This is a genomic window from Streptomyces sp. RPT161 (assembly GCF_027533845.1).
Lineage (GTDB): Bacteria > Actinomycetota > Actinomycetes > Streptomycetales > Streptomycetaceae > Streptantibioticus_A > Streptantibioticus_A silvisoli_A.
Map to the genome: position 1 here is coordinate 535,850 of NZ_JAPZVN010000003.1, position 25,163 is coordinate 561,012.

Annotated in this window: 24 protein-coding genes and 1 tRNA gene; 9 read left to right on the forward strand and 16 right to left on the reverse strand. The window is 71.2% G+C overall.

The features are described 5' to 3' along the window. Nucleotides 1–6: 6 nt before the first annotated feature. Both O5O46_RS10520 and O5O46_RS10525 read right to left on the reverse strand, forming a co-directional pair. Nucleotides 7–786 (reverse strand): SDR family NAD(P)-dependent oxidoreductase, encoded by a 780-nt coding sequence (locus O5O46_RS10520; protein ID WP_269855052.1) that lies wholly within the window; start codon nucleotides 784–786, stop codon nucleotides 7–9. Further along, a complete protein-coding gene (locus O5O46_RS10525) occupies nucleotides 786–2,111 on the reverse strand; it encodes an enolase C-terminal domain-like protein (RefSeq protein ID WP_269855053.1) in 1,326 nt (441 codons plus the stop codon). The genes O5O46_RS10520 and O5O46_RS10525 overlap by 1 nt, the downstream gene beginning before the upstream one ends. 339 nt (nucleotides 2,112–2,450) lie before the next feature. Here O5O46_RS10525 and O5O46_RS10530 point away from each other — a divergent pair, with 339 nt between their 5' ends. After that, the gene (locus O5O46_RS10530; protein WP_269855054.1) at nucleotides 2,451–3,431 is read left to right on the forward strand and encodes a PAC2 family protein; all 981 of its coding nucleotides are present in this window, start codon (nucleotides 2,451–2,453) and stop codon (nucleotides 3,429–3,431) included. 126 nt (nucleotides 3,432–3,557) lie between these two features. On the opposite strand, the gene mshC is transcribed toward O5O46_RS10530, so the two are convergent. The 4 genes from mshC to O5O46_RS10550 all read right to left on the reverse strand — a co-directional run bounded on the left by mshC (nucleotide 3,558) and on the right by O5O46_RS10550 (nucleotide 7,130). Then, nucleotides 3,558–4,787, reverse strand: a complete 1,230-nt coding sequence (mshC, locus tag O5O46_RS10535; protein ID WP_269855055.1) for a cysteine--1-D-myo-inosityl 2-amino-2-deoxy-alpha-D-glucopyranoside ligase — start codon at nucleotides 4,785–4,787, stop codon at nucleotides 3,558–3,560. A 142-nt stretch (nucleotides 4,788–4,929) separates the two neighbouring features. Continuing rightward, nucleotides 4,930–5,766, reverse strand: coding sequence for an SCO1664 family protein (locus O5O46_RS10540; protein ID WP_269855056.1), 837 nt, complete (start codon nucleotides 5,764–5,766; stop codon nucleotides 4,930–4,932). Beyond that, a complete protein-coding gene (locus O5O46_RS10545; RefSeq protein ID WP_269855057.1) occupies nucleotides 5,730–6,329 on the reverse strand; it encodes a DUF3090 domain-containing protein in 600 nt (199 codons plus the stop codon). The genes O5O46_RS10540 and O5O46_RS10545 overlap by 37 nt, the downstream gene beginning before the upstream one ends. A gap of 99 nt (nucleotides 6,330–6,428) precedes the next feature. Then, complete coding sequence (locus O5O46_RS10550) at nucleotides 6,429–7,130, reverse strand: histidine phosphatase family protein (RefSeq protein ID WP_269855058.1); 702 nt, start codon at nucleotides 7,128–7,130, stop codon at nucleotides 6,429–6,431. A 507-nt stretch (nucleotides 7,131–7,637) separates the two neighbouring features. On the opposite strand from O5O46_RS10550, the gene O5O46_RS10555 reads away from it, so the two are divergent. Further along, a complete protein-coding gene (locus tag O5O46_RS10555) occupies nucleotides 7,638–8,243 on the forward strand; it encodes a hypothetical protein (RefSeq protein ID WP_269855059.1) in 606 nt (201 codons plus the stop codon). Between the two features lie 98 nt (nucleotides 8,244–8,341). Here O5O46_RS10555 and O5O46_RS10560 read toward each other — a convergent pair whose 3' ends face one another. Then, nucleotides 8,342–9,391, reverse strand: a complete 1,050-nt coding sequence (locus O5O46_RS10560; protein ID WP_269855162.1) for an LLM class F420-dependent oxidoreductase — start codon at nucleotides 9,389–9,391, stop codon at nucleotides 8,342–8,344. A gap of 258 nt (nucleotides 9,392–9,649) precedes the next feature. Here O5O46_RS10560 and O5O46_RS10565 point away from each other — a divergent pair, with 258 nt between their 5' ends. Next, nucleotides 9,650–10,630 (forward strand): aldo/keto reductase, encoded by a 981-nt coding sequence (locus O5O46_RS10565; protein ID WP_269855060.1) that lies wholly within the window; start codon nucleotides 9,650–9,652, stop codon nucleotides 10,628–10,630. Next, nucleotides 10,578–12,602: a helix-hairpin-helix domain-containing protein gene (locus tag O5O46_RS10570; protein ID WP_443072445.1), complete on the forward strand. Its 2,025-nt coding sequence runs from the start codon at nucleotides 10,578–10,580 to the stop codon at nucleotides 12,600–12,602. The genes O5O46_RS10565 and O5O46_RS10570 overlap by 53 nt, the downstream gene beginning before the upstream one ends. Before the next feature lie 20 nt (nucleotides 12,603–12,622). Here O5O46_RS10570 and O5O46_RS10575 read toward each other — a convergent pair whose 3' ends face one another. Continuing rightward, the gene (locus O5O46_RS10575; protein ID WP_269855062.1) at nucleotides 12,623–13,225 is read right to left on the reverse strand and encodes a hypothetical protein; all 603 of its coding nucleotides are present in this window, start codon (nucleotides 13,223–13,225) and stop codon (nucleotides 12,623–12,625) included. A 47-nt stretch (nucleotides 13,226–13,272) separates the two neighbouring features. On the opposite strand from O5O46_RS10575, the gene O5O46_RS10580 reads away from it, so the two are divergent. Beyond that, the gene (locus O5O46_RS10580) at nucleotides 13,273–13,461 is read left to right on the forward strand and encodes a DUF5703 family protein (protein WP_269855063.1); all 189 of its coding nucleotides are present in this window, start codon (nucleotides 13,273–13,275) and stop codon (nucleotides 13,459–13,461) included. Between the two features lie 102 nt (nucleotides 13,462–13,563). Here O5O46_RS10580 and O5O46_RS10585 read toward each other — a convergent pair whose 3' ends face one another. The 3 genes from O5O46_RS10585 to O5O46_RS10595 form a co-directional block, all read right to left on the reverse strand. Next, nucleotides 13,564–14,421, reverse strand: a complete 858-nt coding sequence (locus O5O46_RS10585; RefSeq protein WP_269855064.1) for a chaplin — start codon at nucleotides 14,419–14,421, stop codon at nucleotides 13,564–13,566. A 181-nt stretch (nucleotides 14,422–14,602) separates the two neighbouring features. Next, a complete protein-coding gene (locus O5O46_RS10590; RefSeq protein WP_269855065.1) occupies nucleotides 14,603–14,836 on the reverse strand; it encodes a chaplin in 234 nt (77 codons plus the stop codon). Between the two features lie 148 nt (nucleotides 14,837–14,984). Further along, nucleotides 14,985–16,310 (reverse strand): M20/M25/M40 family metallo-hydrolase, encoded by a 1,326-nt coding sequence (locus O5O46_RS10595; protein ID WP_269855066.1) that lies wholly within the window; start codon nucleotides 16,308–16,310, stop codon nucleotides 14,985–14,987. Nucleotides 16,311–16,518: 208 nt separating this feature from the next. Here O5O46_RS10595 and O5O46_RS10600 point away from each other — a divergent pair. Continuing rightward, nucleotides 16,519–16,603: transfer RNA gene (locus O5O46_RS10600), tRNA-Leu, on the forward strand. A gap of 70 nt (nucleotides 16,604–16,673) precedes the next feature. Here O5O46_RS10600 and O5O46_RS10605 read toward each other — a convergent pair. Continuing rightward, the gene (locus O5O46_RS10605; protein ID WP_269855067.1) at nucleotides 16,674–17,438 is read right to left on the reverse strand and encodes a hypothetical protein; all 765 of its coding nucleotides are present in this window, start codon (nucleotides 17,436–17,438) and stop codon (nucleotides 16,674–16,676) included. Between the two features lie 154 nt (nucleotides 17,439–17,592). After that, on the reverse strand, nucleotides 17,593–18,630 hold the full coding sequence (locus O5O46_RS10610; RefSeq protein ID WP_443072456.1) for an asparaginase: 1,038 nt from the start codon (nucleotides 18,628–18,630) through the stop codon (nucleotides 17,593–17,595). Nucleotides 18,631–18,882: 252 nt separating this feature from the next. Here O5O46_RS10610 and O5O46_RS10615 point away from each other — a divergent pair, with 252 nt between their 5' ends. Together O5O46_RS10615 and O5O46_RS10620 are read left to right on the forward strand one after the other, a co-directional pair. Continuing rightward, complete coding sequence (locus O5O46_RS10615; protein ID WP_269855163.1) at nucleotides 18,883–20,325, forward strand: family 2B encapsulin nanocompartment shell protein; 1,443 nt, start codon at nucleotides 18,883–18,885, stop codon at nucleotides 20,323–20,325. Between the two features lie 48 nt (nucleotides 20,326–20,373). After that, nucleotides 20,374–21,414: a family 2 encapsulin nanocompartment cargo protein polyprenyl transferase gene (locus O5O46_RS10620; protein ID WP_443072448.1), complete on the forward strand. Its 1,041-nt coding sequence runs from the start codon at nucleotides 20,374–20,376 to the stop codon at nucleotides 21,412–21,414. Nucleotides 21,415–21,417: 3 nt separating this feature from the next. Here the strand turns inward: O5O46_RS10620 and O5O46_RS10625 are convergent, their stop codons facing one another. Continuing rightward, nucleotides 21,418–21,864, reverse strand: a complete 447-nt coding sequence (locus O5O46_RS10625) for a nitroreductase family deazaflavin-dependent oxidoreductase (protein WP_269855069.1) — start codon at nucleotides 21,862–21,864, stop codon at nucleotides 21,418–21,420. Nucleotides 21,865–22,081: 217 nt separating this feature from the next. Between O5O46_RS10625 and O5O46_RS10630 the strand changes: the two genes are divergently transcribed. Beyond that, entirely contained in the window at nucleotides 22,082–23,314 is a 1,233-nt protein-coding gene (locus tag O5O46_RS10630) for a phosphodiester glycosidase family protein (protein ID WP_269855070.1), read from the forward strand. Here O5O46_RS10630 and O5O46_RS10635 read toward each other — a convergent pair. Both O5O46_RS10635 and O5O46_RS10640 read right to left on the reverse strand, forming a co-directional pair. Next, the gene (locus O5O46_RS10635) at nucleotides 23,261–24,208 is read right to left on the reverse strand and encodes a carbohydrate kinase family protein (RefSeq protein ID WP_269855071.1); all 948 of its coding nucleotides are present in this window, start codon (nucleotides 24,206–24,208) and stop codon (nucleotides 23,261–23,263) included. The two genes, O5O46_RS10630 and O5O46_RS10635, sit on opposite strands and share 54 nt — an antisense overlap. Beyond that, nucleotides 24,205–25,119, reverse strand: a complete 915-nt coding sequence (locus O5O46_RS10640) for a pseudouridine-5'-phosphate glycosidase (RefSeq protein WP_269855072.1) — start codon at nucleotides 25,117–25,119, stop codon at nucleotides 24,205–24,207. The genes O5O46_RS10635 and O5O46_RS10640 overlap by 4 nt, the downstream gene beginning before the upstream one ends. Nucleotides 25,120–25,163: the final 44 nt, after the last annotated feature.

Below are 25,163 nucleotides of genomic sequence, written 5' to 3' on the forward strand. Positions count from 1 at the left end.
GGACCGCTACCGCGTGAGCGGACGCGGTCTGACGCCTTGCATGCCGCCGTCGACGGCCAGCGCGGTCCCCGTCACCGCTGACGCGCCAGGGCCGGCCAAGTAGGCGACGGCGTAGGCCACTTCGTCCGCCGTGACCAGCCGTCCCATCGGCTGGCGTGCCTCCAGCGCGGTCCGTTCCGCCGCCGGGTCGGCGGCCTGGTCGAGCAGGCGGCCTACCCAGGGGGTGTCTGCGGTACCTGGGTTGACGCAGTTGACCCGTATCCCCTCGCGCACATGGTCGGCGGCCATCGCCAGGGTGAGCGAGTACACCGCGCCCTTGCTGGCGCTGTACAGGGCGCGCTGCGGCAGGCCCGCGGTGGCGGCGATGGAGCAGGTGTTGGTGATGGACGCGGTGCCGGGCCGCTCGTGCGCGGCGCGCCGCAGATGCGGCAGGGCGGCGCGGGCGGTCCGCACCATTCCGAGGACGTTGACGTCGAGCACCCGGTGCCATTCTTCGTCCGGATTGTCCTCCACGGTCCCGACGCTGCCGATTCCGGCGTTGTTGACCAGGATGTGCAGGGCGCCGAGTTCGCCGGCCGCCTCGGCCACGGCGGCGCGCACCGCCTCGTCGGAACTCACGTCGGCCTTCAGCGGCAGGCATCCGGTGGGGGCGCCGGACGGGTCCCGGTCCAGCACGGCGACCCGGGCACCGCGTGCGGTGAGCAGGGCGGCGGTGGCGGCGCCGATACCGGAGGCGCCGCCGGTGACCAGGGCGGCGAGCCCGGTGAAGTCATCTGGGTGCGGCATCAGTTGGCCTCCTTCGCGGTGGCGGACCGGGCCCGCCAGACGGGTCCGTCGGGGTAGCGGTGGGCGGCCAGCGACTCTGGGCGCATCCGGGCCGAGAAGCCGGGCGCGGTGGGCGCGCGGTAGCGGCCGCCCTCGATGACCACGGGGTCGGTGAAGTGCTCGTGGAGGTGGTCGACGTATTCGATGACCCGGCCGTCGAGGCTGCCGGAGACCGCCGCGTAGTCGAACATCGCCAGGTGCTGGACGAGTTCGCACAGTCCGACGCCGCCCGCGTGCGGGCAGACCGGGACGCCGAACCTGGCGGCGAGCAGCAGGATCGCGATGTTCTCGTTCACCCCGGCGACCCGGGCGGCGTCGATCTGCACGAAGTCGACCGCCCCGGCCTGGAGGAGCTGTTTGAAGACCACGCGGTTGGCCACGTGTTCGCCGGTGGCGACCTTGACCGGCTGACCGGCGCGTACGGCGGCGTGCGCCAGGATGTCGTCGGGGCTGGTGGGTTCCTCGATCCAGTACGGGTCGTAGGGTGCCAGCGCGCTCATCCAGCCGAGGGCGTCGGAGACGTCCCATCTCTGGTTGGCGTCCACCGCGATGCGGATGCCGGGGCCGACCGCCTCCCGGGCCAGCCGCATCCTTCGTACGTCGTCGGCCAGGTCGGCGCCTATTTTGAGCTTGATCTGGCCGAAACCGTCGGCCACCGCCTGCTGGGCCAGTTTGACCAGCTTCTCGTCGGAGTAGCCCAGCCAGCCGGGCGAGGTGGTGTACGCGGGGTAGCCGCTCGCCTTCAACTCCGCGACGCGCGCGGCCCTTCCGGGCACCGCGGCGCGCAGGATGTCCAGCGCCTGCTCGCGGTCGAGGGCGTCGGTGACGTACCGGAAGTCCACCAGGTCGACGATCTGCTCCGGCGGCATGGCGGCGAGGAACTCCCAGACCGGCAGGCCCGCCTGTTTGGCGGCCAGGTCCCAGACGGCGTTGGTGAGCGCACCGGCCGCCATGTGCGTGACGCCCTTGTCCGGCCCCAGCCAACGAAGTTGGGAGTCGCGCGTCAACCGCCGATGGAATCCGCCCAGATCGCCGACGACGCTGTCGACCGCGCGGCCTTCGACGTGGGGGCGCAGGGCGCGGATGGCGGCGGCTGCCACCTCGTTGCCGCGTCCGATGGTGAAGCAGAAGCCGTGGCCCTCCAGACCGTCCGGCGCGTCGGTGCGCAGCACCACGTACGCGGCGGAGTAGTCGGGGTCGGGATGCATGGCGTCCGAGCCGTCCAGCCGTTCCGAGGTGGGAAACCTGATGTCGTGGACCGCGACCTCGGTGATGGTCGGACTCATACATCCCCCAGAAAGACATCGGATCTTTCCTTGGCCCTCCGATGTATAGCGCTACGGCTTCCGTCGGGTCCAGAGGTGTGCAGCAAATTCGACGAGAAGACGCAGGGTGACACCTCGGATGTCTTGCGGTAGCGGGGCTACGCCTCCGTCGGCAGTCGGTGGGCTCGGGGAGACCGGTCCGGGTTGGCTCACTAGTGCCTAGGGCTGCGGACCCAGGCGGCGAAAGCCGTAGGCTGGTGACGCAAGAAAGACCAGACACACGTGCCCCGGTCCCCGGGGCGCCGCAGGACAGCAAAGCCGCGGGGGCGCACAGCCGCCGGGGCCGGAAGGAGGCGCTGGGTGATCGAGCTCGCGGGGGTACCCGAGCTGATCGACCCGGTCATGGTGGCCGCGTTCGAAGGCTGGAACGACGCCGGAGACGCCGCGTCCGCCGCGGTCGCGCACCTGGACCGGGAGTGGAAGGGCGAGGTGTTCGCGGCCCTCGACGCCGAGGACTACTACGACTTCCAGGTCAACCGGCCGACCGTATGGCTGGACGGCGGCACCCGGAAGATCACATGGCCCACCACGCGGCTGTCCGTGGTCCGTGTCCAGGGCCCCACACCACGCGACCTGGTCCTGGTCCGGGGCATCGAGCCCAGCATGCGCTGGCGCTCCTTCTGCAACGAACTCATGGGGTTCGCCCACGAGTTGGGCGTGGAGATGGTGGTGATCCTGGGCGCGCTGCTCGGCGACACCCCCCACACCCGCCCGGTACCCGTCACCGGCGTCACCTCCGACCCGGACCTGGCCCGCACGCTCAACCTTGAGGAGTCCCGGTACGAAGGCCCGACGGGCATTGTGGGCATCCTCCAGGAGGCCTGCACCCACGCGGGCATCCCCACGGTGAGCCTGTGGGCGGCGGTGCCGCACTACGTGTCCCAGCCGCCGAACCCGAAGGCGACACTGGCGCTGCTCAACCGCCTGGAAGACCTGATCGACCTGCGCATCCCGCCGGGCGAGCTACCCGAGGACGCCCGCGCCTGGCAGCTCGGCGTCGACCAGTTGGCCGCCGAGGACAGCGAGGTCGCCGAGTACGTGCAGACGTTGGAGGAGGCCCGGGACACCGCCGAACTCCCCGAGGCCTCGGGCGAGGCGATCGCCCGGGAGTTCGAGCGCTACCTTCGCCGCCGGGACGGCCAGCCCGGCTCGCACGCCACCGAGAGCGGGGAGACCGGTCCGTTCCTACGCGGCCCGCAGCTCGCCCGGGACGATGACCGGGCGGACCAGGAGGACGGCGACCCGGAGCCCCCCGAAGGCCCGGAGGAATCCGGCCAGTAGCCCGTGCGTGATGTGTGAGGGGCGCCCACCAGTGGTGGGCGCCCCTCACACATGAGTAGAACCGGGTGCCCCGGACCGGGGCACCCGATTGCCGATACGTTTCTTCCGTTCTCTGTCCGGGCCGCCCTACAGCGCGACGCCGAGCAGCGCGTCCACCGCCCGGGAGACCAGTCCCGGCGCGCTGGTGTCCGTACCGCCCTCGGCCTCCTGCGCCGCCGCCCAACGGTCCACGGCGGCCAGCGCGGCGGGTGCGTTCAGGTCGTCGGCGAGCGCCTCGCGGATCTCCTCGACCAGCGCGTCGGCGGACGGCCCGTCAGGACGGGACACGGCCGCACGCCACCGGTCGAGCCGTGCCTCGGCCTGCGCCAGCACCTCGTCGGTCCACTCCCAGTCGGCGCGGTAGTGGTGCGCCAGCAGGGCGAGCCGTATGGCGGCCGGGTCGACGCCGTCCGTGCGGAGCTTGGAGACGAAGACCAGGTTGCCCTTGGACTTGGACATCTTCTCGCCGTGCAGGGCGACCATCCCGGCGTGCACGTACGCCTTGGCGAACGGGAACTCACCGGTCAGCACCTGGGCGTGCGAGGCGCCCATCTCGTGGTGCGGGAAGGCGAGGTCGGAGCCGCCGCCCTGTACGTCGAAGCCCATACCGAGGTGGTCCAGCGCGATGGCCACGCACTCGATGTGCCAGCCGGGTCGGCCGGGCCCCAGCGAGCCTCCGTCCCAGCTCGGCTCACCGTCGCGGGCGGCCATCCACAGCATCGGGTCCAGCGGGTTCTTCTTGCCCGGCCGGTCCGGGTCACCGCCGCGCTCCGCGGACAGTCGGCGCATGACGGCCGCGTCCAACCCGGAGACCTTGCCGAAGTCCGGGTCGGACTCGACGGAGAAGTAGACGTCGCCGTCGAGTTCATACGCCGCGCCCGCGTCCCGCAGCCGCTCAACCAGCGGCACGATCCCGGGAATGGCCTCCACCGCGCCGATGTAGTGCCGCGGCGGCAGCAGCCGCAGGGCCGTCATGTCCTCGCGGAACAGCGCGGTTTCGCGCTCGGCGAGCTCGGTCCAGTCGATCCCGGTCTCGGCGGCCCGCACCAGCAGCGGGTCGTCGACATCGGTGACGTTCTGTACGTAGTGGACCTGCCGCTTCGTGTCGAGCCACACGCGCTGCACGAGGTCGAACGCGGTGTAGGTGGCCGCGTGCCCCATGTGGGTGGCGTCATAGGGGGTGATGCCGCATACGTAGATGCGGGCTACGGGACCGGGGTCCAGGGTTACCAGACCGCCCGTCGCGGTGTCGTGGAGGCGGAGTTCGCGTCCCCTGCCGGGCAGGGCGGGAACCTCCGAAGCGGGCCAGGCATGCATGCCTTGAGCCTAACCGGATGCGCGTTCCGGATACGACCCGGGACCAGCAGGGATGGCCGGATTCACGGTCTTGCGTTCTGCGGCCTGATGTGATCCACGGCCACACCCTCACGGCCGAAGGGCCCGGGAAGCGGCGAGGCCGTCAGACCGGCGGCCAGGGAATCGCGGGCCAGCGCCCGCTCGGCTCCGGATGGCGGCCGGTGGTCAGCAGCGTTTCCACCCGGGCGCGCAGCGCCGCCAGCTCGGCGTCGGTGAGCAGGGGGGACAGCCGCTCGCCCAGGTCGTCGCCAAGGGCCTCGGAGAGCCTCTGAAGCGCCGTACGGGCGTCCTCGGTAAGTGGCTCGCCCGCCCAGCCCCACAGCAGGGTGCGCAGCTTGTCGTCGGTGTGGAACGAGACGCCGTGGTCGATGCCGTACAGGTGGCCGTCCGCGGTGGGCAGCAGATGGCCGCCCTTTCGGTCGGCGTTGTTGATCACGGAGTCGAGCACGGCTAGCCGCCGCAACCGCTCGTCGTCGGCGTGCACCAGCAGCGCGGTGCGTCCCTCGCCCACCTCGGCGAAGGCCACCGCCCTCCAGCCGTCGCCGGGCTCGTCGTCCTCGACCAGCGCCAGTAGCTCGGCGCCGGGGTCGGCCTCGATCCACAGCTGGCACATGCCCTCGCCGTACGGGCCGTCGCGCAGCACGGTGGGCGGCACCAGGTCCCAGCCGGTGGCCTCGGAGACCAGGTAGGCGGCCACCTCACGGGCGGCCAGCGTGCCGTCGGGGAAGTCCCACAGCGGCCGCTCACCGGCTATCGGCTTGTAGACGCAGTTGGCCTTGCCGCCGTCGTACTGCACGGTGCAGTACAGCACCGCGTTGGAGGCCTCCCGCACCTGTCCTCGGACGGTCAGCTCGCCCTTGGCCAGCAGCTCCACGCCGCCGGCACCCTGCGGGCGAGCGGACCTCAGCCCGCCCGGCGGTACCCGTTCTGGCGCGGGCATACGTGTCCTTCCGGATCGAGGGGCAGGCTGCACAGCGGGCACGGCGGACGGCCCGCGGAGACCACGTCCAGGGCCCGTTTGGCGAACGACCTGGCCTGCGCCCCGGTCAGTCTCACCCGGAGCATCGGCGGGCCGTTCTCCTCATCCTGGAGCAGCATCTCCTCCGCCGCCTCCAGGTCCTCGGAGGACAGCTCGGAGTCGGCGTCGATCTCCACCAGCGCCTGGGCCTCAAGGATCATTCGCTCGGCGGTGGTGTCCCAGGCCAGCGCCATGGTGCCGACCCGGAACTCCTCCTCCACGGGAGTGTCGAGCGGCGCGGTGTCGTTCAGCTCGGCCGGTGCCACCGCCGGTACCGCGGCGCTGCCGCCGCTGCGCCGTACGACCTCGTCCAGCAGCTCGTCGATGCGCTCGGCCAGCGCTTCCACCTGCGTCTTCTCCAGCGCCACAGTGGTGGTGCGGCCGGCCGCGGTCGCCTGGAGGAAGAAGGTGCGCTGACCCGGCTGCCCGACCGTACCGGCCACGAACCGGTCCGGCTGCTCGTAGAAGAACACCTGACGGGGCACGTCCCGCTCCGTTTGCTCGGCTGTCTGTTTACTTGCTCGCTTCACGTACCAGCACGTGATCGAGCGGAATCCGCGGCACCACCCTACTGCGGAAGCCGATCACGGTGCGCCGGTGGCTCCGCCGACCACCGCGTCGTCACCACCCGCGAACGGTGCCGCCGGGCGGGGCAACAGCCCGGCGAACTCCCCTGTGTCACCGAGGCGCAGCAGATACGGACGTACCGGCGTGTACCGGATGGCCGTGATGGAGCAGGGCTCCACCGACAGCCGTTGGAAGAGGTCGAGGTGTATTCCCAGCGCGTCCGCGGCGATCGACTTGATGATGTCGCCGTGCGAACAGACCAGGTACATCGCGTCCGGGCCGTGGCGCTCCTCGATCCTGGCGTTCCACTCCCGTACCGCGTCGACGGCGCGAGCCTGCATGGCGCGCACCGACTCCCCCTCGTCGCCCGGGAAGACGGCGGCCGACGGATGCTGCTGGACTGTCTGCCACAGCGGCTCGTCCGCCAGCTCGGCGAGCTTGCGGCCGGTCCAGTCGCCGTACCGGCACTCGCCGATCCGGTCGTCGGTGTGGCTGGGCAGCTCCGGCCGGGCGTCCAGCAGTGGGCGCACGGTCTCGCGGCAGCGCTGGAGCGGACTGGTGACCACGGCGGTGATCGGCAGCTCGGCGAGCCGCCCGGCGAGCGCCGCCGCCTGGGCGCCGCCGCGCTCGTCCAGGCCCACACCGGGGCTCCATCCGGCGAGAACTCCGTCGGCGTTGGCGGTGGACCGGCCGTGCCGGACCAGGATCACGATGGGCATGGTTCCGAGCGTACGGCCACGGTCCGACAACGCAGAAGCGCCGAGCGCGATCTTCCGATCCCCGTGTGGTGGCCGGACGGGCAGCGCAAGCGCTGGTTCGTTGGCTCTGGAGGGTGACCCGCGGACACGGTGACATGCCGCCCGAAATCCGGGTGAATCGCGGGGGGTTGGCCGCACCGGGCCGCCTCTTGGCCGTTGTGCCGGCCCGCAGCGGCCCACATCCATGGCCCAGCCCACGTGCTGTATCGGTTCTCCACCCATCACAGCTGGGTCGTACGGCGTAACCCTTCGTCCCGCGGTGCGTTGTGTTCGGTGACGGCCGTGGCGGGGAAGACGCCCGAGCCCCCACCACGGCCGCAGAAACGTCACCACACCGCGTCCGCCCGTCCACCGCGCACCACCCTCCGGTACCGCCTCCCCGCACACGCCCCAACGCCGTCAGTGGGGCTGGGTAAGGTGCGATGGGATCGGTGGTACGCCAGGGGACGGGATCGCGAAGCAGTGGACATGTTCAGCAAGGCCGCCAGACGCCACCCGACGACCGCGCGGCCGGGGCCGGCCGGCTCCGACTGGTCCCCGTACGATCGCCTCGACGACGCCGCCCGCGCCTACTTCCTGCACGCCGACATCGCGTTGGAGGCGATCGGGGGCGTGCTGGGCCGCCGCCGGGTGCGCGGCTTCACCCTGGAGCGGGTGGTCGACCTGACGGAGTCCGGTGCCTCGGTCTGGCAGGAGGCGGCGGTGTGCGACGGTCGGCGGCTGATCCTGTGGCACAGCGAGGAGTTGACGGACACGGCCGCCCCGGGCGGCACCGTGCTGGACTCCTCGATCCAGGTGCTGCCACTGGACGCCATCGGCCACGTGGGGATGCGCACCCTGGTCGGCCGCGACGAGCGGGGGCAGCGGGTGGACCGCGGGGTCTATCTGGTGCTGGCCACGGCGACGCCGCACGAACTCAGCGCGGTGCAGACCGATCCGGACTCCCCGGTGGCCTCGGCACGGGTCCGCCCCGAGGCGTTCCGATTCAGCAAGTCCCTTGAGGACGGTGGCCCGGGGCAGATAGCGCGACTGATCGAGTTCGGCAGGCTGTTGGGACGGCTGGTGCCGAGCTGACGCCGCGGGGCTCCTGTTGGGGCGCTGGGCGGCTCCTGTTCAGGCTTCGGTTGGCTCGGCGGCGCCGTAGGACCGCCGAGCCAACCGATGGTCGCGGATCAGGCCAGTCCGGCGCGCTCGACGGCCTCAACTCCGGCGCGCAGCGCGGAAACCCGCTCGTCCAGGGTGAACCCGGCGGGCGAGAGGGTCAGCGTGGTCACGCCCGCCTCGGCGTACGCCCGCATCCGGTCGGCGATCCGGTCGACCTGGCCGAGCAGACAGGTCTTGTCGATGAGGTCGTGCGGCACCGCCGCGGCGGCGCCCGCCTTGTCGCCGGACAGGTACTTGTCCTGGATCTCGGCGGCCTCCTTCTCGTAACCCATGCGCTGGGCAAGGCGGTTGTAGAAGTTCTGCTTCCGGCTGCCCATGCCGCCCACGTACAGCGCGGTGTAGGGACGGAACTGGTCGGCCAGCGCCTGGATGTCGTCGCCGATCGCGATCGGCAGCGTCGGGCAGACGTCGAAGCCCTCCAGCGTCTTGCCCACCCGCTCACGACCGGCGCGCAGCGAGGACAGCGCGGTCTCCTCCAGGTGCTCGGCGGCGGGGAAGATCAGCAGCGCGCCGTCGGCGATCTCGCCGGTCTGCTCAAGGTTCTTCGGGCCGATCGCCGCGATGTACAGCGGGATGTACTCACGCACCGGGTGCACCGTGAGCTTCAGAGGCTTGCCCGGGCCGTCGGGGAGCGGCAGCGTCCAGTGCTCGCCCTGGTGGGAGAGGCGCTCGCGGGACATCGCCTTGCGGACGATCTCCACGTACTCACGGGTGCGGGCCAGCGGCTTGTCGAACTTGACGCCGTACCAGCCCTCCGAGACCTGCGGTCCGGAGACGCCGAGGCCGAGCCGGAACCGGCCGCCGGACAGCGAGTCCAGGGTCGCCGCGGTCATCGCGGTCATGGCCGGAGTGCGCGCCGGGATCTGGAAGATCGCCGACCCGACGTCGATGCGCTCGGTCTGCGCCGCGACCCAGGACAGCACGGTCGCCGCGTCCGAGCCGTACGCCTCGGCGGCCCAGCACACCGAGTAGCCCAGCCGGTCCGCCTCGCGCGCCACGGCGAGGTTGTCCGCGTCCATTCCGGCGCCCCAGTACCCGAGGTTGATCCCGAGCCGCATTCCGCTCGCCATACCGCTCCCCTTACTGATCAGTAACGTCGTCCTCTCCGGGACTGTAGCGCGGACCGCGCCGATCGGCGCCTGTCGGATGTGCCACACCGGCACGCGACCGGCCGACGAGCGTCCGCATTTCCCCGTGCCCGGTCAGTCCGGCCGTCACGCCACCTAGGGGCACTGCCCGGCCCTCGGCCGAAACGGCGAACCGTACACCCCGCCCCGGGCAACAACGCGCCGCGAACCTCAGTAGTCTCACCCGGCATGGAGCAAAGGCATCTCGGCCGTACCGGGCTGCGCGTCTCGCGACTCGGGCTCGGCACCTTGACCTGGGGGCGTGACGTCGAGGAACGGGAGGCCGCCGACCAGTTGAAGACGTTCTGGGAGGCTGGCGGCACCCTGGTCGACACCGCGGATGTCTACGCCGACGGGGGCTCGGAGTACCTGCTGGGCCGACTGCTGGAGAACCTGGTACCACGCGACGACCTGGTGATCGCCACCAAGGCGGGCAGCGTCCCGGACCCCGACCGGCGGTTCGACTGCTCGCGCGGGCACCTGCTCTCCGCCCTGGACGCCTCGCTGCACCGACTCGGCACCGACCACGTCGACCTGTGGCAGGTGCACGCCTTCGACCCGGCGACCCCGCTGGACGAGACGCTCCAGGCCCTCGACATCGCGGTCGCCTCCGGCCGCGCTCGGTACGCGGGGGTGTCCAACTTCTGCGGCTGGCAACTGGCCAAGGCCGCCACCTGGCAGTCGGGCGCCGTCGGCCGCACCCGGCTGGCCGGGGTGCAGATGGAGTACTCGCTGCTGCAGCGCGGTGTCGAACGCGAGGTGCTGCCCGCCGCGTTGGACCTCGGCGTCGGCCTGCTCCCCTCCTCTCCGCTCGGCCGCGGCGTCCTCACCGGCAAGTACCGGAACGGCACACCGGCGGACTCGCGCGGCGGCTCGGAGCACATGGCTGCGTTCGTCGCGCCGTACCTCGACGAGACCGCGCGCCGGATCGTGGACGCGGTGGTCACGGCCGCCGACGGTCTGGCGGTCAGCCCGTTGCATGCCGCCCTCGCCTGGGTACGGGACCGTCCCGGAGTGGCCGCCCCGATCCTCGGTGCCCGTACCGCGCAGCAGCTCAGCCAGGCGTTGTCAGTGGAGGCCCTTACGCTTCCGGATGAGATCAACCAGGCGTTGGACGATGTCTCGGCGCCGGTGCATCGCTATCCCGACCACGACTGGAGCACGCTGTGACCGACAGGCGTCGCCCCAGCCGAGCAGCGAACGGAGCAAGGCAGTGAGCACGGACCGTACCCCGGCCGAGGACGCGAACCCGGCGGCCCACCCGACCGGGCAGCCCTCCGAGGAGCTGGCCCGCCTCGCCGAGGCGGTACGGGCGATAGAGCGCGGCGACCACACGACACCCCAAACCGAGCGACCGGCACCGCCCGAGCGGCCCGCCGCCGAGGCTGCGCCCGCGGCCGCCCAGCCGTCCGCGCCCGCCGCCGTGCGCCCGGTCGCGCTGTCCGGCGAACCGGTAGAGGCGGCCCGCCAGGTGCTGGCCCGCGGCAGCGCACCGCAAGCCCTCGCGGAACCGGCCGTGGAACGGCTCGGCGAGCGGGCCGGAGAGCTGCTGGCCGAGGATCCATGGCTGGTGCTGTCACTGCCCGGGGTGCGGGTCGACCAGGCCGACGGCTTCGCCCGGACGCTGCTGGGCGCCTCCTGCCGTCCCGATGACGAGCGGCGCGGCCGGGCGGTGGTCGGCTGGCTGCTGGAGCGGGCCGCGGAGGCCGGACACACGGCACTCGAGTGGTCGGTGCTGACCACGGCGCTCCAGAAGCAGTCGGTCCCCGACCCGGACGGAACGCTGCGCAAGGCCGTGGAGGAGGGCCAGTTGATGGTCTTCCACGACGAGCAGGAGGGCGCGGCGCCCGATGACGAGGCACCGGTCACCTTGCTGCTGGGACTTGACCGCTACGCGCTCGCGGAGGAGAGCCTCGCGGACGGTCTGGTACGACTGTTGAACACCTTTGAGACGGCCGCGACCCCCTGGGAGCCGTCCGAGACCGAGTCGCCCTCCCCGTCGGCGGCGCAACTGATCCTCGCCGTCGCCGGAAGCGGCCTGACCGCGCACACCGGCGGCGAGGCGGCCCGCGCCGAACCCGCCGCCCTGGTGGCGGCGGCCCGCGCCGCCGGCCTGCGGGCCTATGCGGCGGCGCACACCGAGAACGGCAGGCGACGGCTGGCCGAACTGCTCGGCGCGGACGGCGAGCAGGCCGCGGTCACCGTGGACGGGCTGCTGTCCGGCGGCGAAGGGCCGGGGCGCGGCGCGGACGGCACGCTGGAGCTGGATCTGCTCGCCGTGCTGGACGCACCGCAGTTGGACGTGGAGCGAGCGGCCTCGCTGGTCGAATCGGTGCCGGACGGCGCCCGGTTGGTGCTCAGCGGGGATCCGGGCGTGCTGTGGTCGGCGGGTCCCGGGCGGGTGTTCGCCGATCTGCTTGCGGCGAAGGTGTGCCCGCAGGTCGCGTCCAGGACGCCGGATCCCGGGCCGATCGGGGAACTGGTCTCCGGTATCGGCATCGGGGAGTTGGCGCAGGTGGAGGCGCCGGAGCGGGAAGTGGTCATCGTCCCGGTGCGGGACGCCGGTGAGGCGGTCCACCGCACCGTGCAGCTCGTCGCCGACTCGGTTCCGCGCGCCCTCGGCGTACCGGCCGGGCAGACGCAGGTGATCACCCCGGGCCACGGCGGGGCGGCGGGCACCCGCGCGCTGAACGCCGCGCTCAAGGAGCGCCTCAACCCCGGCCCTGGCCGCTACGCGGGCTTCGACCCCGGCGACCGGGTGGTGTACGTCCCCGGCCCCGGACGCGCACTGCCCGGCACCGTTGTCTCGGCCGACTCGGACGGGCTGCGGCTGGACTGCGAGGGCGGCCCCGTGGTCGTACCGCGTGAGCAGGTGGCCTCGGCGGTGCGGCACGGCTGGGCGGTGACGGCACACCAGGCCGTCGGGGCGCGCTGGCCCGCGGCGGTCGTGGTGCTGCCGGGGGACGCCGCGGCCACGCTGACCCGGCAGTGGGTGTACTCGGCGTTCAGCCGCGCCGAGCGCCATTTGTCAGTGGTACAGGGCATCGACGAGGCGCTGCCCCGGGTGGTCGCCGAGGTGCCGGCGAAGGACCGTACGACCCGGTTGCGCACGGTCCTTCGCGAGCAGACGGCCGAGGGGTGAGCGCGGGGCCGCCGTCAGCGCTACGGGTCCAGTGACTCCAACTCGTCGTCGAACACGGCGCTGACGTCGAACCGGCAGACGATCATCTCCGGGTCGGCCTGGTCGAAGGGGGCTGCCAGCCACTCCCCCGGTTCGGCGGGTTCCACCGCCGTGACCCAGAGGGTGGAGTCGCCTTCCTCCAGTCCGAACTCCTTGTGCCTGGAGGCGATTTCGTCCGGTTCGTACTCACCGAACAACGCGCCGAGCCCGGCGTTGACCCCGTTGCCGCCCCCGGTGACGGCGTCCGCCACCCGCCCCGCCTGGGCGATCAGGCGCTGCGGGTCGGCGACCGTGTAGTCACGCCGGATCAGCACGCTGACAGCGCTCGGCTCGTCGGGGCCCGCGTACGCGGGCAGGGTGTCCCCGGCCGGGACCTCGAACGGGGTCACCTCGTCGTGGACGTCGTAGAGCAGCTCGTCGTAGGTCTCGGCTGCCGCGGCCAGGGAGTCGAAGGCGGCGAGGACGGCCGGATCATCCTCGCCCGCGCGGTTCTCGATCGCGGCCAGATGGCGGTCGATGGCTGCTTTGACCGCCTCGGCGGCGGCGCGTACCTCGGCAACGGTGGGCTGCGCGGCATCAGACATAGTGCAGACGCTATCCGTACAGGGCGGTTGCCCGCACAATAGATTCGATGCCGGAATACGAATTTCAAGACGTGTACGTGCCCAGGGGTGTCTCCCGTAGCGCCACCCGGCGCCTGTTGACCGACCACGCGGAGTACGGGCACTGGGAGTTGGACCGGTTGCGGCTCTATCCGGACGGCAGTCGCAGGGTGCGGTTGCGCCGCCGGATCATTCGCCAGGTCCGCGCCAGCTGGTGACCACGAGACACCGCCGACAGCCGGACGGGGTGGCCGCACCGTGCGTGGTGCGGCCACCCCGTCCGGATCAAGACGGTGCCCGAGGCAACAGCGCGATAAGGCTCAGCGCCTGGCCAACCGGCCCCGGCGGTAGAGCACGTACCCACCGATCAGCAGCCCGGCGCTGGCGGCGCCGATCGTGCCGAGCTGGTCCGCACCGGTGTGCGCCAGGGTGGGGGCCGCCGCCGTTGAGAGCGGCTGCGAGTGCGCCAGCACCTGGTGCGCGGGCTGGGCCGACACGTGGTTCACGTGGTGCACGGGCGCCTGCGGCTGGTGCGGCTTGGCCGACGGGGCGACGGACTGCGGCGGCGGGGTGTACGCCTGACCACTCTCCGCCGGGCCGCCGTTCTCGCAGGAGTTGCCGAACACCGGGTTCAGCACCCCGACCACGTCGATGCTGTTACCGCAGACGTTCACCGGTACGCCGACCGGCACCTGCACCACGTTGCCGGAGCCGACACCGGGCGAGCCCTTGGCCACGCCATGCGCCTGGGCGCCGCTGCCCTCGTGGTGGCCCTGGTACCTGCCGTGGTCGTCGCCGTGGTTTTCGTGCCCGACGTGCCCGTGGTCGCCCTGCCAGTTGCCGCCGTGGCCCTGGTCACCCTGACCGTGGTCGTGGTGCCCCTGGTCGCCCTGGCCCTGACCGGTGTGGCCGTACCCGTCCTCGTGGCGCTCCGAGCCGTTCGCACAGCTGTTGCCGAACGTGGGGTTGAGCGCCCCGATCACGTTGACGGTGTTACCGCAGGCGTTGACTGGCACGCTGACCGGCACCTGGACGTTGTTGCCCGACACGACACCGGGCGACCCCACGGCAGCGCCGCTGGCCCCCGTGCCCGCAAAGGCATAGCTGCCGCCGGTGACGGCCAGGACACCGCCTGTCGCGACGGCGGTAATCAGGCCCTTCTTCGCGACCTGTCTCATGGATTCCCTGCCTTCTGGTGTACCTGAATACCCGCGGGCCCAGGCCCGCGATGAGGGAACGGGCGGATGAGTTCGGTTGAGATTTTCCGACCATTCCCGGACTATCACCGACGGCCCTGGAGCAAAAGGGAGGTGCCCCAGGGCCGAGCGGGACCAGACCGTTACCGGGTCCGACTCAACGTCACTTGTTGACGCAGGTGTTGCCGAAAGACGGGTTGAGCAGCCCGACAACATTGATCGTGTTACCGCAGACGTTCACCGGAACCGAGACCGGAACCTGGGCGACGTTGCCGGAGACAACACCGGGAGAGTCGATCGCGGCGCCCTGCGCACCAGAGTCAGCAACGGCCAGGCCCGCACCCGCGAGCACCAGACCGCCTGTGGCGGCCGCGGTGGCGACAACCTTCTTGAGCATTTATTCCTCCTCGTTGAACAGCGCGGTCCCAGCCGCGGACCGCACTGATCTAACGAGGTTCATAAGGCAGGGCAACGAGCCCCTGTTTCCATTCACCCTTTCCGACTACTTCCGTACAGGCAGTCGAATAAAGGTCGCAGGGATGCGTTCAGGACTGGTCCAGGAACCGGTCCAAGACGCGCACACCGAACTTCAGCCCGTCCACCGGAACCCGCTCGTCCACACCATGGAACATTCCGGCGAAGTCAAGCTCCGGCGGCAGTTGCAACGGCGCGAACCCGAAGCAGCGAATGCCCAGGTCGTCGAACGACTTCGCGTCCGTACCGCCGGACAGGCAGTACGGAACGGCGCGTGCGATCGGGTCCTCGGCACGCAGCGCGGACTGCATCGCGTCCACCAGCGCCCCGTCGAAGCTGGTCTCCAACGCCTTGTCGGCGTGCACGTCCTCGCGCTTGACCTTCGGCCCAAGGATCCGGTCCAGGTCGGCCAGGAACTCCTCCTCGAGGCCGGGCAGGAAGCGCCCGTCGACATGCGCGGTGGCCTGCCCCGGAATGACGTTGACCTTGTACCCGGCACCGAGCATGGTCGGCGCGGCGGTGTTGCGCAGCGTGGCGCCGATCAGCTTGGCGATTCCGCCGAGCCTGGCGAGCGTGGTCTCCATGTCCTCGGGATCGAGCGGAATGCCGAGCGCGTCGGACAGCTCGTCCAGGAAGGACCGTACGGTCTTGGTCACCCGGATCGGGAACTTGTGCCGCCCCAACCGGCCGACCGCTTCGCACAGTTCGGTCACTGCGTTGTCGTCGTTGGTCATCGAGCCGTGGCCCGCGGTGCCCTCGACCGTGAGCCGCATCCAGTGCATGCCCTTTTGGGCCGTTTCGACCAGGTACAGCCGCAGGTTCTCGTTGACGGTGAAGGAGAAGCCGCCGACCTCGCCGATGCCCTCGGTCACGCCCTCGAACAGTTCGGGGTGGTTGCGCACCAGGTGCTTCGCCCCGTAGACGCCGCCGGCCTCCTCGTCCGCGAGGAAGGCGAGCACCACGTCGCGCGGCGGCTTGCGCCCGCTGCGCAGCCGGTCCCGCACGACGGCGAGCGTCATCGCGTCCATGTCCTTCATGTCGACCGCACCGCGCCCCCAGACGCAGCCGTCGGCGATCTCACCGGAGAACGGGTGGTACGTCCAGTCGTCGGCGTTGGCCGGTACGACATCGGTGTGCCCGTGGATCAGCAGGGCCGGCCGGGACGGGTCCTCCCCTTCGATCCGGGCCACCGTGGACGCCCGTCCCTTGTGCGACTCGAAGATCTGCGGCTCAAGCCCGACCTCGGCGAGCTTCTCCGCGACGTACTCGGCGGCGGCGCGCTCACCGGGACCGGAGTGGTCGCCGTAGTTGCTGGTGTCGATCCGGATCAGGTCGCGGCACAGATCGACAACCTCGTCCTCACCAGTGATCGTCCGTGCCGGATTCGACTCGCTCACGCTGCCTCCTTGTTCGCCGATGCGCCCACGCGGGGTCCCCGCCATCCTCTCTCGCCGCACCACCACACCCCAAGGTCCCCGGCCACCGTCACATGCCCGTCACACAGGGCATCCCCACCAGGGCCCTGCCTAGTCGAGGGCCTGCGGACGTGATCGAGAGTGGCCAGATGTTTGCTATGGTTAACCCCGTCGCCGAGGCGACAACCCGGTCCGGGTGGCGGAATGGCAGACGCGCTAGCTTGAGGTGCTAGTGCCCTTTATCGGGCGTGGGGGTTCAAGTCCCCCCTCGGACACAGACGAAAACCCCAGTTGAACTGGGGTTTTCTGCATTTCCGCGGCTTGCCGGGCTCGTCGGCCAGCCCCCTACCCCGCCTTCCGGCCGCGGACCAGCGGCTCCACATCGTCGTCGGGGTCGGCCGCGGGGGGCCGGAGGATGTCCGGGGGCGCCGCGTCCTGGATCCTGTTGTAGCGGAACGGGCGGTAGCGGTGGGCGGAGAGGTAGCCGCGCGTGTAGAAGCGGGCGTCCTCCCGGGCGGTGGTGCCGGAGTGGGCCTCCTCAAGGATCCTGGCCGTGGTGTGGTTGCCATCGGTCCAGCCCTTGAACAGCACGACATGGGTGGAGATGTTGTCCAGCATGTCACCGGGCTGGAGGTCGTCCAGGGAGTTCAGCTCGGTGGCGAAGTTCGGCAGCGTGCCGGTGGTCTCGCCGTAGTTGTTGGCCGGGCTGGACGGCAGGTTCCAGGCCATGGAGACGAAACCGGAGCAGTCCTGGCGGTACGTGCCGTTGCTGTCGCTGTTGTACGCGTTGCGGTTGTAGGGCACGCCCTCGGCGATCCAGCTGTGGGCCCGCGCCATGACGGCGCCGCGGGTGATGGGCTGACCGGTCCGGGCCCCCAGCGACCGGGAGTCGAGCCGCTTGGACAGCACCACGGACCGGGCGCCCGTCGCGAGCTGGACCGCGGAGGCGGTGGTCGGGTTGGCGACGGTCGGCCTGAAACGGGTGCTGTGCGCCTTGGCCGGAACCCTGGCCACGGCCGCGGGCTTCGCCACGTCCGCGTGCGTGGCTGCATGGCCGGCGGGGCCGCTCAGAGCCACGTCGGCGCTGGCGGCGACGGTGACGGACAGCACGAGGAGCTTGCAGGCACTAGGACACACGAACACTGTTACTATCCCGAAAAAGGGATGAAACGCGGTAAATAACCATGGGTGGCGTGGCGTACCACCCATCCCGCCGATCGCTTGGCCCTGACAGTTGGTCAGGACAGGTTCGAGCCCGGGCCGTTCAGCCGCGGCGGCCGACAGCCTCGAACGCCGCGGTGATCTCGGGGAGTTGGCGCCCGGTCGCGAGCAGCCGGTGCAGCAGCAGTCGCGCCTTGTACGGGGTGAGGTCGCCGCCGCGGATCAGCCCGCGGGACAGCAGGTCCCGCTCCGAGCCGGGGAAGCCGTAGGTGGCGGCGAGCACCGGCCCCGCTCCGGTACGGGAGGTGAGCACCACGGGGATGCGTGCCGCCAGCCGCTCCAGCGGCGCCACCACAGGCTCCGGCACGTGGCCGACGCCGAATCCGGCGACGACCAGGCCATGGCACCGGTCCGCGGCACCGTCCAGCAGCAACTCCAGCGCCAGGCCGTCGTCGCCGAGTGTGACGGTGTGCAGCAGGACCCGTACGCCCTCGCGCACCACGTCGCCGGCGAGTCGTGCCGAGGTGCGGTAGGGCAGGCCGTGGTGCGGCCACACCCGCCCTTCGGCCACCAGGCCGAGGGGGCCGGATCCGGGTGAGGTGAACGCGGCGGGGCTGGTGCTGTGGCCCTTGGTGACGGTGCGCGCGGCGTGGATCTCGTCGCCGAGCACGACCACGCATCCGGCGCCGCGCAGCCGCGCGGAGGAGGCGGCGACCACGGCCGCGTACAGATTGGCCGGACCGTCGGGGCCGGGCTGCGTCGGGTTGCGCAGCGCTCCGGTGACGACGACGGGGATGTCGGACCGGTGCAGCAGGTCGAGGTAGAAGGCGGTCTCCTCGATGGTGTCGGTGCCCTGGACCACCACCACACCGTCGGCGCCGTCCGCCGACTCCGCCTCGATGGCGGTGTGCAGGCCGTCCAGGTCGGCCAGTGACAGTGAGGCGCCGGGCAGGTTGCGGAAGTCGCGCACGCGCAGGGACACCCCGAGCGCGGTCAAGCCCGGTACGGCCTCGAGGAGTTGGTGCGCGGAGAGCGCGGGGCGCACGGCCCCCGTCGCGGGGTCGGCGATCATCGCGATGGTGCCGCCGAGGGTGAGCACGGCGACCCTCGGGTCACGCCGGTCCGCCGGTTCCGCAGCCACGTCGATCGCCTCGTTTCCGTTCGCGTCCGTCGCGTTCACAACGCGTTGTTCCCACCACTCGGACTCTCTCACGCCACCTCCGCAACGGTCCCGCGGAGTGTGCCGTGTGGCTCCGTTGGGCAGGGAGCCATGGGGACGCATCACGAATCGCGCAACTGTGCCGCCGTTTCACCTGAACGTGTGATGACAATCCTCGCTACTGGCCGTCACCATTGTTTTGCAGGCCACACGGGTTCAGGGGAGGGACTTTCGATGTCGGTCGATGCTGGTATTGGCGTGGAATCAGGTGGGGAATCCGGCGACGCCTCTTCCTCAAATGGCCCGGCTCGGTTGAGCCTTGGCACCGCGGCGGCACGGAACTTGGCGACCACCACCAAGTCCGCACCGCAAATGCAGGGCATTACCTCACGGTGGCTGCTGCGCGTTCTTCCATGGGTCCAGGTTTCCGGTGGCACGTATCGGGTGAACCGACGGCTGACCTACACGGTGGGCGACGGGCGGGTGACGTTCGTCCAAAGCGGGTCCGAGGTCCGGGTGATCCCGGAAGAACTCGGCGAGTTGCCGGTGCTGCGCGGTTACGACGACATCGATGTGCTCAACGCGCTGGCGGACCGTTTTGTGCAGCACGAGTTCACCGCCGGGCAGGTCATCTCGGAGGCGGGGGCACCCGCCGACCATGTCTACCTGGTAGTGCACGGCAAGGTGAACAAGATCGGCACAGGCAAGTACGGCGAGCAGGCCGTGCTGGGCGTGCTGGCGGACGGCGACCACTTCGGCAACCAGATGCTGACGCAGGACGACAGCAGCTGGGAGTTCACCGCGAAGGCCGTGACACCGGTGACCCTGCTGGGCCTGCCGAGGCAGGCGTTCCAGGCGATCGCCGAGCAGTCGGAATCGCTACGGGAGCAGATCCAGCGGTTCCTGAGCGGCACACAACTGGCGAAGAACAAGCACGGCGAGGCGGCCATCCACCTGGCCTCCGGACATGACGGCGAGCCCGACCTGCCCGGCACCTTCGTGGACTACGAACTCTCGCCGCGTGAGTACGAGTTGAGCGTCGCCCAGACGGTGCTCCGGGTACACAGCCGGGTCGCCGATCTCTACAACCACCCGATGAACCAGGTCGAGCACCAGTTGCGGCTCACCATCGAAGCGCTCCGCGAACGCCAGGAGCACGAGCTCATCAACAACCGTGATTTCGGGCTGCTGTACAACGCCGACTACAGCCAGCGGATCCACACCCATTCCGGCCCACCCACCCCGGACGACCTCGACGAACTCATCAGTCGGCGCCGCAACTCCCAGTTCCTGCTGGCGCATCCGCAGACCATCGCCGCGTTCGGACGGGAATGCAACCGGCTGGGCATCTATCCGGGCACCATTGATTTCCACGGTAATGCGGTGCCGTCATGGCGCGGACTACCGCTGCTGCCCTGCAACAAGATTCCCATCAACGACGGCCACACCAGCTCCATCATCGTGCTGCGCGTCGGCGAGGACAATCAGGGCGTGGTCGGGCTGCACCAGATCGGCCTGCCCGACGAATACGAGCCGGGGCTGTCCGTACGCTTCATGGGCATCAACGAAAAGGCCATCATCTCCTACCTGGTGAGCGCCTACTACTCGGCCGCGATCCTGGTGCCGGACGCCATCGGCATCCTGGAGAACGTGGAGGTCGCCCGCGCTCGGAACTGAGGGGTCCTCCGTCCCAGCGGTCACTGACGAAATCGAGGTGTGGCAACCATGGGAATGTCAACGCTCGATCGAGAGGGCCATGAGGCCGCGGAGATCCTGTCCCGTACCAGGCTCACGGTGGATCCCGCGTTACGTACGGCGGTTGAGTCGCTGCCCGAGTCGATGCGCCGCGTCGCCGGGTACCACTTCGGCTGGCTGAACGCCGATGGCTCCCCCGCCTACGCAGACGCGGGAAAGGCGATTCGTCCCGCGCTGGTACTGGCTGCCGCGCATGCGCTTGGTGGCCCACCCGGCCCGACGGCATCGGCCGCCGCGGCCGTGGAGTTGGTGCACAACTTCACACTGCTGCACGACGATGTGATCGACCGCGACCCAACCCGCCGCCACCGCCCGTCTGCCTGGGCGGTGTTCGGCACCGAGGACGCCATCCTCGCGGGCGACGCCCTGCAGGCCCTGGCCCTGCGGCTGTTGGCCGAGGACACCCATCCCGCCGCCGGTAGGGCCGCCACCCGGCTGACCGAGTGCGTGATCGAGCTGTGCGACGGCCAGCACGCGGACTGCGAGTTCGAGCGGCGCACGGATGTCTCACTCGACGAGTGCCTGGCCATGGCCGAGGCGAAGACCGGAGCACTGCTGGGCTGCGCCTGTGCGCTGGGCGCGCTGTACGCCGGGGCCGATGACGCGACAGCGGACGCGCTGGACGCGTTCGGCCGCCAGGTGGGATTGGCGTTCCAGCTGATCGATGACCTGATCGGCATCTGGGGGGACGCGGAGGTCACCGGCAAGCCGGTCGGGGCGGACCTGGCGGCCCGTAAGAAGTCACTTCCGGTGGTGGCGGCGCTGCGTTCGGGGTCGTTGGCCGGGGCCGAGCTGGCCCGGATCTACGCTCGCGATGACGCACTGTCCACCGACGACCTGTGCCGGGCGGCGGAGGCCATCGAGCGGGCAGGGGGCCGTGACTGGGCCCAGGCCCAGGCCTGCGACCGGATGGCGGGAGCGATCGACCATCTGTCGGGAGTCGTCCCCGACGGCGTCGCCGCCGGGGACCTCCTGGCGCTGGCCGAGCTGGTGACCCGCAGGAACCACTAGGGCTCAGCCCGTGGTGCGGCGCAGCCGTACCACGGGGATGTCCCGGCTGGTCTTGCGCTGGTACTCCTCGTACGGGGCGAACACCTCCACCAGATGCGGCCAGACGCGCGCCTTGTCCTGCGGGGAGAGGGTTTCGGCGTGGGCCGCGAACCGTTCGGTGCCGACGCGCAGATGGACGTCGGGGTTGTGCTCCAGGCTCAGGTACCACAGGGGGTGGTCGTCGGCGCCGCCCTTGGAGGCCACGATCAGATAGTCCTCGCCGTCCCGCCCGTAGATCAGCACGGTGCGGCGCCAGTCCCCGCTGCGCCGCCCTCGGTAGTCGAGCAAGAGGCAGGGCGAACCGTGTATCTCGGTGCCCTGGGTGCCGCCGGAACTCTCGTACAGCTCGGCCTGCTGGGCGACCCAGTCGGTGGGGCTGGGCTTGGTGCTGGCGGGGTCGTACTCCGTCATGTCGTCGCCTCCGTCGTCGGTGGTTGAGGGGTGTTCGACTGCTGACCTCCCAACAGCCCTCAACGGTAGGACGTCGGTGCGGAATTCCTCGAACAGACAGTGTCCGTATCCCACGTGTTGTCCGAGAGCGTGGTGACATGCCATGAGTCAGCAAATCATTCAATCGCCAGCACAATCATCCCCGGAAGTGACAGCAGAGCCGACCTCAGGGGGCATCATGAATCCGCGACCGCGAAGACTGCGTATGGCCTTGGCGGTGCTCGCCGCATGCGGGGCGCTGTTGGCGGAGTCCGCGGCGGGCACCGCGCAGGCCGCACCGGCGGTGAGTCTGCAGGCCGGTACGCAGACCGCGATCGCCCCAGGAGTGCGGTACCAGGAGTTCTCGGTGCACGCCTCGCACGGCACGGTGTACGGGCATCTGCTCATCGCTGACCTGAGCAACCCTCATGTCTCGGTGGACCTGCTGACGCCCGGTGTGGTGGCGGCCCGGGAGCCGGTCTCCCGGATGGCCGACGCGCGGGGCGCGGTGGCCGGGGTCAACGGGGACTTCTTCGACATCAGCGAGGCGCAGCACCCCGGTGTGGTCGCGACCGGCGCGGCGGTCGGCCCAGCGGTCGAGGGCGGGGTGCCGGTCAAGGCGGCGGTGCCGAACGGTCAGCGCTTCGGTCCTCCGTTGCCGCCGGGCACCTCGACCCGGGATGTGATCGCGGTGGGCGAGGACGGGGTGGCGCGGCTGGCCCAACTGTCGTTCACCGGTTCGGCGTCGACCGCTGGTGGGACGATTCCCCTGCGCGGGTTCAACCAGTACGCCCTGCCGGTGGGCGGGGTCGGCGTCTACACCTCGCGCTGGGGAAGCGTGTCCCGGGAGCGCGCGGTGTGCGGTACCGATCGGCTGCGGGCGGCGGGATGCAGCCGGGACACCTATGAGGTGACGGTGCGCGGCGGCCGGGTGACCGCGGTGGCCGGCAGGCCCGGTGCCGGGGCGGTGCCGCGCGACGGCTTCGCGCTGGTGGGCCGGGACGGTGGGGCGCGGGCGCTGCGGCGGCTGCGGCCGGGTGCCCGGGTGCGGTTGAGTGACGGGCTGTCGGGCGCGGCTGGGCTGCGGTTCGCGGTGGGTGGCTTTCCGGTGCTGCGCGGGGGTAGCCCACTGTCCGGTCTGGACAGGGCGGTCGCCGCGACCCGCACGGCGGCCGGATTCGGGTCGGGCGGCCGCCGGTTGTATCTGCTGGCGCTGGACGGCAACGCGGAGCGAGATGCCGGGTTGACCATCGCGGAGTTGGCGAGTTTGATGCGGCAGCTCGGCGCCGAGTCGGCGGTGGACCTGGACGGCGGCGGTTCCTCCACGCTGGTCGCCCGCTCCCCGGGCAGCCACCGGGTGACGGTGCGCAACCATCCGTCAGGTGGGTCCGAGCGTCCGGTGCCGGAGGGCATCGGACTCTTCTCCCGCTAGCCGACCGGGCGGACGCGCGCCCACCGTGGCCACGGCCCGTGCGCCGGTACGGCATCCGGCGGCAGCCGCCTCGGCCGGGTCCGCGCCGTGCAGCAGTGCCGCCAGGAAGCCACCGGTGAAGGCGTCGCCCGCGCCGGTGGTGTCCACAGGGGTGCTCGGTACCGGGGGTATGCGGAGGGTGGGCGCGCCGCGTCGTACGACCAGCGCGCCCTGGGCGCCGAGGGTCACCACCACCGTATGGTGGTCCTCGGCCAACTCCCGTGCAGCGTCGGCCGGTTCACGTCGGCCGGTGAGCAGTCGGGCCTCGGCCGCGTTGGGCAGCAGCAGATCGGCGCCGCGTATGGTGTCGCGCAGCACGGCCACTCCGGTGCGGGCCATGAAGCCGGTGGAGGCGGGATCCACGCTGACCGTCGCGCCCCGCTGCCGCGCCCGGGTGATGGCGAGCGCGGCCAGCCGCCGACCGGGCTCGGTGAACAGCGGGTAGCCGGAGAGGTGGAGGTGCCGGACACCGTCGAGCAGTCGGTCGTCCCAGTCGTCCGGGCCGAGGTGGACGGCGGCTCCGCTGTCAGTGACCAGGGTGCGCTCGGCGCGGCTGTCCACCAGTGCGATCACCACCGCGGTGGGTCGCTGGTGGTCGGTGCGCAGCACCGGCCGCACTCCCTCGGCGAGCAGCGCGTCCCGGTGCCATGCGGCGTCCGCTGCGCCCACCCGGGCCAGCAGCCGGACGTCGGTGCCGCAACGCGCCGCCCACGCCGCCGCGTTGGCCCCGGCGCCGCCCGGCCGTACCGCGATCCGGGCGGGGGTGTCGGTGTCCGGGGCGAGCGCTCCGGTGTGCCGGGCCACGATGTCGGTGACCGCCTCGCCGATGACCAGCAGTGCCCGGTCGCCGGTCATTCGGCGCGCGCCCAGGCGCCCGCGACCGCGGCGGCCAGCCGTACGTTTCCGCGCACCGCGGCAAGGTTGGCCTCCAGTGAGGCGCCGCCGGTGTGCCGTACCAGGTGGTCCAGCAGATACGGGGTGATGGCCTGGCCGGTGACGCCCTCGACGGCCGCGGCGTGCAGCGCCTCGGCGAGCACCCGGTCGTGCAGTTCGGGGTCGAGTTGCCGGTCCTCGGGTACCGGGTTGGCGACGATCAGGGCGGAGTCGGGGCCGCCGAGCGCGTCCTGGGCGTGCATCACGGCGGCGACATCGGCCGGTTCGCGCACCGTCCAGTCCACGGGCTCGCCGGAACTGTGCAGATAGAAGCCGGGGAAGGCGGCGGTGCGGTAGCCGACCACGGCCACCCCCAGGGTTTCGAGGCGTTGCAGGGTGGCGGGGATGTCGAGGATGGACTTCACGCCGGCGCACACCATGGTGATGCGGGTGCGTGCGAGCAGCCGCAGGTCGGCCGACTCGTCCTGGGTGCTGGTCCAGTCGCGGTGTACGCCGCCGAGTCCGCCGGTGGCGAAGATCCGCAGGCCGGCTCGGGCGGCGAGGAACGCGGTGGCGGAGACGGTGGTCGCGCCGCTGGCCCCCGTGGCGATGGCGGGTGCCAGGTCGCGGTGGCCCAGCTTGCGCATCGAGGGGTCGCCCGCGACCCGCTCCAACTGGGCCGCGTCCAGGCCGACATGGGGTACGCCGTCGAGTACGGCGATGGTCGCCGGGACCGCCCCGCCCTCACGTACCAGTGCCTCCAGCTCGGTCGCGACCCGCAGGTTGCGCGGCCGGGGCAGGCCATGGGCGATGATCGTCGATTCCAGGGCCACCACCGGGGCCGCGCGCCGCACGGCGTCGCGGACCTCGGCGGACAGCTTGATGACGGGCATGTGCGACCTCCTGCGCTCGACTTCCCCATGTCTGGCACGCGGTC

Bases quoted from the DNA above. Each gene is read 5' to 3' on its own strand.
- O5O46_RS10575 (WP_269855062.1), bottom strand. From the start codon at position 13,225: ATGTCTGATGCCGCGCAGCCCACCGTTGCCGAGGTACGCGCCGCCGCC.
- O5O46_RS10520 (WP_269855052.1), bottom strand. From the start codon at position 786: ATGCCGCACCCAGATGACTTCACCGGGCTCGCCGCCCTGGTCACCGGC.
- O5O46_RS10635 (WP_269855071.1), bottom strand. From the start codon at position 24,208: ATGACCGGCGACCGGGCACTGCTGGTCATCGGCGAGGCGGTCACCGAC.
- O5O46_RS10630 (WP_269855070.1), top strand. From the start codon at position 22,082: ATGAATCCGCGACCGCGAAGACTGCGTATGGCCTTGGCGGTGCTCGCC.
- O5O46_RS10585 (WP_269855064.1), bottom strand. From the start codon at position 14,421: ATGAGACAGGTCGCGAAGAAGGGCCTGATTACCGCCGTCGCGACAGGC.
- O5O46_RS10565 (WP_269855060.1), top strand. From the start codon at position 9,650: ATGGAGCAAAGGCATCTCGGCCGTACCGGGCTGCGCGTCTCGCGACTC.
- O5O46_RS10640 (WP_269855072.1), bottom strand. From the start codon at position 25,119: ATGCCCGTCATCAAGCTGTCCGCCGAGGTCCGCGACGCCGTGCGGCGC.
- O5O46_RS10555 (WP_269855059.1), top strand. From the start codon at position 7,638: ATGTTCAGCAAGGCCGCCAGACGCCACCCGACGACCGCGCGGCCGGGG.
- O5O46_RS10620 (WP_443072448.1), top strand. From the start codon at position 20,374: ATGGGAATGTCAACGCTCGATCGAGAGGGCCATGAGGCCGCGGAGATC.
- mshC (WP_269855055.1), bottom strand. From the start codon at position 4,787: ATGCATGCCTGGCCCGCTTCGGAGGTTCCCGCCCTGCCCGGCAGGGGA.
- O5O46_RS10570 (WP_443072445.1), top strand. From the start codon at position 10,578: ATGTCTCGGCGCCGGTGCATCGCTATCCCGACCACGACTGGAGCACGC.
- O5O46_RS10580 (WP_269855063.1), top strand. From the start codon at position 13,273: ATGCCGGAATACGAATTTCAAGACGTGTACGTGCCCAGGGGTGTCTCC.
- O5O46_RS10615 (WP_269855163.1), top strand. From the start codon at position 18,883: ATGTCGGTCGATGCTGGTATTGGCGTGGAATCAGGTGGGGAATCCGGC.
- O5O46_RS10560 (WP_269855162.1), bottom strand. From the start codon at position 9,391: ATGCGGCTCGGGATCAACCTCGGGTACTGGGGCGCCGGAATGGACGCG.
- O5O46_RS10540 (WP_269855056.1), bottom strand. From the start codon at position 5,766: ATGCCCGCGCCAGAACGGGTACCGCCGGGCGGGCTGAGGTCCGCTCGC.
- O5O46_RS10590 (WP_269855065.1), bottom strand. From the start codon at position 14,836: ATGCTCAAGAAGGTTGTCGCCACCGCGGCCGCCACAGGCGGTCTGGTG.
- O5O46_RS10525 (WP_269855053.1), bottom strand. From the start codon at position 2,111: ATGAGTCCGACCATCACCGAGGTCGCGGTCCACGACATCAGGTTTCCC.
- O5O46_RS10550 (WP_269855058.1), bottom strand. From the start codon at position 7,130: ATGCCCATCGTGATCCTGGTCCGGCACGGCCGGTCCACCGCCAACGCC.
- O5O46_RS10625 (WP_269855069.1), bottom strand. From the start codon at position 21,864: ATGACGGAGTACGACCCCGCCAGCACCAAGCCCAGCCCCACCGACTGG.